Origin of the sequence: uncultured Allobaculum sp., from assembly GCF_948576815.1 — a bacterium.
GTDB classification, from domain to species: domain Bacteria; phylum Bacillota_I; class Bacilli_A; order Erysipelotrichales; family Erysipelotrichaceae; genus Allobaculum; species Allobaculum fili.
The window spans coordinates 1-6,460 of sequence record NZ_CAPAEZ010000103.1; the positions used below are offsets into that span (position 1 = coordinate 1).

Below are 6,460 nucleotides of genomic sequence, written 5' to 3' on the forward strand. Positions count from 1 at the left end.
TTATCCCAAGGAGGCGGTCGAGAAAATACCCGTCTTTTATTTGACGCTTACAAAGCAACGATTGTGAGAATAGGCAACATTGATGTTTTATCTAAATTTATTTGGGAAATATGCATATATTTGGGTAAATTCGGGACGACTCAGAAAAGCAGTCTTGGGATGGAGCTCTTATTTTGGATAAAATTGATTCACAGAAAAGACAATATCGTTTACAAAACAGATTGAGTCCGGCGCAATCGATATTCCTGTAAACCATTGCGAAACAGATCAGGCATTCTTTGAGTTGTTCGCGCATCACTCTGATAAATTTTTCTCATCCACCATTCACTCTGAAAAACACAGAAGGAGAATCGCTTTAAACATTGCCCGACAGAAGGGAGCGATACTTATGAGAAAGAAAAAGGCGGACCGCCGCCACATTTGCGAAATTTCAAAAGCCCTGTTTTTGAAAAAGGGCTATCAGGCGGTTACGATCGATGAAATCTGCGATCAGGCCGGAATCTCCAAACCGACGTTTTACGCGGCCAGACTGACGAAATCCGATCTTCTCGTCAACGTGTTCTGTCTTGACGAAAAGGAAATTCATCAAATTGCCAAATCGCCGCTTGGCGCTTTGGAAAAAATTGAAGCCCTTTGCGACAAGCTTTACGCGCGGCTTCTGCTTTCAGGCAAGAAGATACTGAGCGATCTGCTGGCGGTCTCGCTGGAGCGGCCGGTTTTTGAAATCATCATCAGTCCCGAATGGAAAAACTCGATTGTGGATGCTGTTCTCGATGCACAAAATGCGAAACAGATTCTCAGCACGATTGACCCTCTGCAGCTGACGCAGATTGTGGGCAGCTGGCTTATCGGCCTTTGCATGCAGTTTTCGGTTTCGCAGATCGAAGGTACGTTTGAAGAGATGCATGAAGGACTTCATGCGCTGCTTCGTCGCAATGGGGAGGCGACTGTATGAAAATGGAAGAAAAAAGAGCGGCCCTGATTGCCGCCGGTATCGCCCTGTTCAAGGAAAAAGGCTATGAGAAAGTTTCGGTGGAAGAAATCTGCGCGCGGATCCATGTGACCAAACCGACGTTTTATAACCGGATCGGCCGCAAGGAAATGATTCTCATCCACTGGTTCAACGAACAGAGCGCGAATGCTTTGCCCGAAGCCCGGCAGATTCTGGAAGAAAAGGGTCCGCGCGCTGCTTTTCCTAAGCTCTTCTCCTGCTTTCATCAGATTGCGAACAGGATGGGTCCGGAACTGTATGCGGTCTATTCCAATTACATCCTTCAAAATCCGGACATCTATCATGTGGACTATGAAAAATGGCTGGATCTGGCCGCAGAATGCATTCGACAGCTGCAGGAAGAAAACGCGATCGAATCCCGCCAGGATCCGATGTCGCTCGCGTCTCTGCTCATGCAGATCAACGATGGCCTTTGCATCGTCTGGGCCAGTCAGGAAGGAAGTTTCGACTTGCAGGGCGTCTTCTGCCAGTGGTCGAGCGATCTTCTCGGCTTTCATGAGCCGTTTATCGATCCAAACCCGTCGTATTGTGCCCCGCGCATTTCTGAGCCGAGCTGACTGGATTCAGCCCGACGGAATCCCGGGGCTTTTTATTTTGCTTTCCCTCCTTTCACGGTTTCAGGAGTTTTCTGCCAAGAGGGACCTGCATGTGGTCTCAGACTGCGACGGGTACAGGTGCAGACAGCTCCAGACGAATCGGTTTGAATCAGAGAAGCGGTCAGTCCAGAAGCGGGAAGGAACTGCGCAAAAGGAATCAGAGGAGGGAACACAGTTCGCTTAAATCGTGCTAAGATTTGTCGTATATGAAAACGCCTCTGAAAAAAACTCTGCTCTTCTGGCTCCTTATTCTTGCCGCCGCTGTAAGTGCCATTTTATGTACCCGCCAGTCTTCGTCCAGCCCGATCGCGCTGGCCGTTACGCTCGTCCTTCTTGGCTGGTATCTCTATCGCTATGCAGGCAATCGGCAAAAATCCGAAGCGCTGCCATCCGTTTTGCCGCAGGGTGCCAAGGATGCACTGGCCAGAGGCGAGATTCCGGCGTATCGCAGCGCTCTGAAATGCAAACCTGGAGAAACCCTGTACTGGGCGGATGCGATGCGTGTCGATTATGAAGGGGCGAAAGTGCACATTATTTATCTGACCGATCAGAGCCTGACCTGTCTGGATGAGGATTTCGCCTTTTCCTATCCGCTGAATCGTCTTGAACTGCGCCAGAACGGGGAACGCCTGAGCGTAAAAAAGGAAAAGACGACACTCATTTTTCGCGTGGCCAGTCCGGAAGCGTTCAGACAGGCGCTCGCTCTGATTGAAGGCGGACAGACATCTCTTCCATCGGCAGACCAGAAAACAGGAATGCCCGATAAGGCGGAAACGAAACAATAGAAAAGACAGAACGATACAGGCAAAGGAGAACGCATGCAAGTAGAAGTCACCCGTATTTTTGAAACGCCCGGCGATGTCCTCTACGATTTTCTCATGGAAAAAATTGCCCGTCAGATCTCGGAGCAGTATGGCGTACGCATCGAACCGGAAGATCTGACGTACGGCTATGCTCTGAAAACCCGTCTGCTTGACGATCGAAGAGGGCCCGTTTTGCGTCTGCGCATACTGCAGGCGGTTCGTGGAGAGTCCTTTAAACTGGTCACCCTGCTCGAAGGACAGAAAATCTCCAATGACTATCGTCTGGACGCGGACGGATCCAGTACGAAGCTCACCATTCGCCAGACGGTGGAATCCAACGATTTTTCCGGTGAGAAAGAAGGACTGAAAGCCCGCCTGGAAAAGCGGCGGCGGATTGCCCGGCTGACCGCCATGCTCTCAAGCCTGAATGCGGACCTGACTAAAGCAAATCGCGATCAGAAACGCTAGTCGGACCTTTGTCCTGCTTTCTGGCTTTCGTGAGCGTGATTCTAAAAAGAACACAATGCCAACGCGTAGAATGAGGACAGAACCTGTGGATGTTTCAGACGGTTTATGGCTTTTTCTGCCTGCTGTACTAAATAACGATCGCCGCTGGAACGGGAAGGCGGTTCAGCTGCCTGTCCAATGGAGCAGCCGGATGACCAGTAAAGATTAGAATTTGGAGGATGGCCTATGCAAGATTTCCCCTATCCAGGAAAATTCACGTTTGTGGACGTGGAAATTCCAAACCTGAACAATGACTGTATTTGTGCCATCAGCATCATCGTTGTGGAAAATCATAAGGAAACGGAACGCCATACCGAACTGATCAATCCGAAAACGTTCTTTTCCGCACAGAACATTCAGATTCACCACATTTTGCGCAAGGACGTTCTAAACGCCCGTTCGCTGGAAGAATACTGGAAAGACTACGGCCGCTATTTTGAAGAGCCGTATATTCTCGTCGCTCACAATACGAACAGCGACATGTGCGTCATCAATAAGGATCTCTCCCGCTTCCATGAAAAAATCCACGCTTCCTACTACATCGATACGATGGATATCATGGAGCAGTTTTACTACCGCAAAAAGCAGAAAAAAGGGGATCTGCGCCTCAACCATATTGCCGAGCGTCTTGGCATTGAAATCGATCATCACAATCCGGAAAGCGACGTCAACGTCTGCTTTGAAATTCTGAAGTACATGTACCGCTATTTCGATATGGATCTGATGCCCTTTATCAAGCCGATCCCGGAATATCGGCCAAAACCGCCAAAACCCTCGCATAAGCCGTCCCGCAATCAGATGAGTCAGTTTCTGACGTATACGCGCCGGCAGATTTCTCAAAACGGGGAAAATGCGCAGATCTCGAAAAAGAAAGCCAAGGCCAGAGGCGATCAGGCGTTTCGTGCCCAGGATTATGAAGGCATCATTTTCAACTATGAACTCGCCATCGCCAAAGAATCGCTCGCTCCCTCGGTTTACATGCGGCTTGCCCAGACCTACGATGGATTGAACATGCAATACGATGCCATTCGGGTTTTAAACCGCGGCATTAAGCTGCTGCAGGATCATGGGGTGAACTGGTACGGCTTAAAAGGCGTCCAGCAGAAAATCATTCAGATGCAGACATCCAAGCTTGAAAAGCAGAAAGCCAGATCCAGCCGTAAGCTCAAGGAACAGGTTCGGGTACACAATCCAGGTGGAGCGACGGATCCGCAGATGCCTGCCGCAAAAGTCAGCCTCGCTTCTGCATCAAAAAAGCAGAATGCAAAACCGGCAAGACGAAAAGAAGAGAGCGGATCTGGTTTTCGGACGATGCTCAAGCGGCGAAACAAAGAGCGCGCCAGTCAGACCAAAGGGACAGTTTCGCGCTGAGCGGATTTTTTCTGGGGATTTTCTTCAAATTTTCTTTTCCTGTCTTTTCCATTCATACAGTTTTTCGATAAGCGTACCAAGACTATGGGAACGGTGCTTTACAGCCCGCTCCCTTTCTTTCGTCAGGGGAAGAAAAGAACAGATCCGCCGGAAATCCTGCCGCTGGATTTGATGGAGCATTGAGACCTGTGAATGCTGATAATTTTTGAAACATGCAACCGACTCATGTTTCAAAATGCGTAAAAATCGCCTGAATCAACGGAATTTTAAAGGAAAATCGTCCGAATTCATTGAAAATGGCAGAAGCAATATTGCGTAACCTGTTGCTTAATTTACAATTCTCATTGGCTTTTTTCGATGCTGTTTAATGACACGCGTAATCTGAATTTGACAGACAAATAAATTGTATTTCTGAATATTCGTGTCATATTTAATGGTTTTGAAACGTTTCAATAGCAACACTATTTCTGCTGTTAAATTTCAAATCGTCTTTCAATTAAATACATTTGTCCGTTATAAATGGACAGAATACCCGCTGTCAAATAATCCTACTATTTGACTAGACATATATTCATACAAGATAATTCTATCCAATATGTGTTTAACTTATAAATAATATGAGTTTCCTTCACCAGAACCCTTTGTAGGAAATCAAATGATGGGTATACTACTTATAGCAATATGACGAAATCTGTGAAAAGGTAACCGCTATGAAAAAAAAGTACATGATGATTTATGAGGATGTTAAAGGCCGTATTTTAAGTGGAGAATACGAAGTAGGCGCTCAGATTCCGGATGAAAAAACGGTCTGCCAGAACTTTGGCTGTTCCCGCATGACCGTAAAAAAAGCCTATGACATGCTGGTGATGGAAGGACTGATCTATCGCAAGCAGGGACAGGGAAGCTTTGTTCTTTCCAGTAAAATCAATCGTCCGGAAGTAGAAATCCAGGAGAGAGAACTCGTTGGATTTACTAAGGCAACCAATGGAGAAGGAACCTCCAAAGTCCTTCGTTTCCAGCTGATGTTCGCCACGGAAAAGATCGCCAAGGCCCTGAACATCCATGTGAATGATCCCGTTTATGATATTTGCCGTGTCCGTCTGCTCAATGATCGCCCCTACGTTATTGAACAGACGTATATGTCTCCGGCTGTAATTCCAGGCCTGACTCTCGACATCCTGAACCATTCGATCTATTCGTATATCGAAAACGATTTAGGCCTTCGGATCGGCGCTGCGCAGAAAACGACCAGCGCGGATATTTCCAATGAGACAGACCATAAGGAACTCGGCCTTTCCGAAGTGGAACCGGTTCTTGTAGTGGAGCAGATCGCTTTTCTGGATAATGGCGTACCTTTTGAATATTCCATTTCCAGACACCGCTACGATCTTTTCCGTTTCTCCGTCTACTCCATTCGCAGATAGACGATCTGGCTGATATTGTTCTTTTGTAAAGAATTGATGATTTGAAATCCGACGATCATGTGTTTTGCATGATCGTTTTGCTTAACGAGCGAAAAAGGAAGATGAGGATTCGCCATGAATGAATTCGAACAGATCTGCTTTGAAATGATCGCATCAAGCGGAAGCGCCAAGACGTTTTACATGAGTGCTCTTAAAGAAGCCAAGGATGGCCGGTTTGCCCAGGCAGAACATACGATGGAAGCGGGGGATGAAGCGCTTCTCGAAGCACAGAAAGCTCATTCCCGTCTGCTTTCCAAGGAAGCCGGCGGAGCCCGGTATGAATTCAGTCTGCTTCTGATGCATGCCGAAGATCAGATGATGACCGCCGAAACTTTCCGTCTGTTTGTCAGCGAACTGCTGGATCTGTACGCAAGGCTTCAGATCCGTTCTTCCTGGAGCGAGATGGACTAAACAAGACTATTGATCTCTCTCTGATACGTCGCAGCAGTCTGGTTCTTCTGCGACGTTTTCTTTTCTCTTCTGATTCAAAAAGGGGGTAAAGCTAGAAATTTTAGGCAAACTCAGTAAGAATGCAGTCATGAATGCCGACAGCTCAGAAGTTTATACAGAATCCTCAAATCGTTTGCCTCTGCTTTTCGACAGATCGGCGCAAGTGTCGAATGCTCCTGCAGGCGGCGCAGGGGTGAGACACTCGGTAAGTGTCAAACAATCGACGGGTATACGCGAGACTGAATATTAGATACGCTA

8 protein-coding genes are annotated in these 6,460 nt (G+C 47.4%); all 8 read left to right on the forward strand.

The genetic code is table 11. The features are described 5' to 3' along the window. On the forward strand, nucleotides 1-225 hold a 225-nt coding region (locus Q2J39_RS10280), incomplete at its 5' end, for a hypothetical protein (protein WP_288340595.1). 163 nt (nucleotides 226-388) lie between these two features. Then, nucleotides 389-955, forward strand: coding sequence for a TetR/AcrR family transcriptional regulator (locus Q2J39_RS10285; RefSeq protein ID WP_230267429.1), 567 nt, complete (start codon nucleotides 389-391; stop codon nucleotides 953-955). Continuing rightward, nucleotides 952-1,569 carry a TetR/AcrR family transcriptional regulator gene (locus Q2J39_RS10290; RefSeq protein ID WP_288340592.1) on the forward strand — a complete coding sequence of 206 codons (618 nt, stop codon included), beginning with the start codon at nucleotides 952-954 and terminating at the stop codon, nucleotides 1,567-1,569. Before Q2J39_RS10285 ends, Q2J39_RS10290 begins: the two co-directional genes overlap by 4 nt. 245 nt (nucleotides 1,570-1,814) lie before the next feature. Continuing rightward, nucleotides 1,815-2,393: a hypothetical protein gene (locus tag Q2J39_RS10295; RefSeq protein ID WP_230267432.1), complete on the forward strand. Its 579-nt coding sequence runs from the start codon at nucleotides 1,815-1,817 to the stop codon at nucleotides 2,391-2,393. A 33-nt stretch (nucleotides 2,394-2,426) separates the two neighbouring features. After that, entirely contained in the window at nucleotides 2,427-2,879 is a 453-nt protein-coding gene (locus Q2J39_RS10300; protein ID WP_288340590.1) for a DUF3284 domain-containing protein, read from the forward strand. Between the two features lie 225 nt (nucleotides 2,880-3,104). Further along, nucleotides 3,105-4,289, forward strand: coding sequence for an exonuclease domain-containing protein (locus tag Q2J39_RS10305; protein ID WP_288340588.1), 1,185 nt, complete (start codon nucleotides 3,105-3,107; stop codon nucleotides 4,287-4,289). 710 nt (nucleotides 4,290-4,999) lie between these two features. Continuing rightward, entirely contained in the window at nucleotides 5,000-5,713 is a 714-nt protein-coding gene (locus tag Q2J39_RS10310; RefSeq protein ID WP_230267435.1) for a GntR family transcriptional regulator, read from the forward strand. A gap of 114 nt (nucleotides 5,714-5,827) precedes the next feature. After that, a complete protein-coding gene (locus Q2J39_RS10315; RefSeq protein WP_230267437.1) occupies nucleotides 5,828-6,163 on the forward strand; it encodes a PTS lactose/cellobiose transporter subunit IIA in 336 nt (111 codons plus the stop codon). The last annotated feature ends 297 nt before the right edge of the window (nucleotides 6,164-6,460 follow it).

Coding starts and splice junctions, on each gene's coding strand:
- Q2J39_RS10285 (WP_230267429.1), top strand. CDS start 389: ATGAGAAAGAAAAAGGCGGACCGCCGCCACATTTGCGAAATTTCAAAA.
- Q2J39_RS10295 (WP_230267432.1), top strand. CDS start 1,815: ATGAAAACGCCTCTGAAAAAAACTCTGCTCTTCTGGCTCCTTATTCTT.
- Q2J39_RS10310 (WP_230267435.1), top strand. CDS start 5,000: ATGAAAAAAAAGTACATGATGATTTATGAGGATGTTAAAGGCCGTATT.
- Q2J39_RS10300 (WP_288340590.1), top strand. CDS start 2,427: ATGCAAGTAGAAGTCACCCGTATTTTTGAAACGCCCGGCGATGTCCTC.
- Q2J39_RS10315 (WP_230267437.1), top strand. CDS start 5,828: ATGAATGAATTCGAACAGATCTGCTTTGAAATGATCGCATCAAGCGGA.
- Q2J39_RS10305 (WP_288340588.1), top strand. CDS start 3,105: ATGCAAGATTTCCCCTATCCAGGAAAATTCACGTTTGTGGACGTGGAA.
- Q2J39_RS10290 (WP_288340592.1), top strand. CDS start 952: ATGAAAATGGAAGAAAAAAGAGCGGCCCTGATTGCCGCCGGTATCGCC.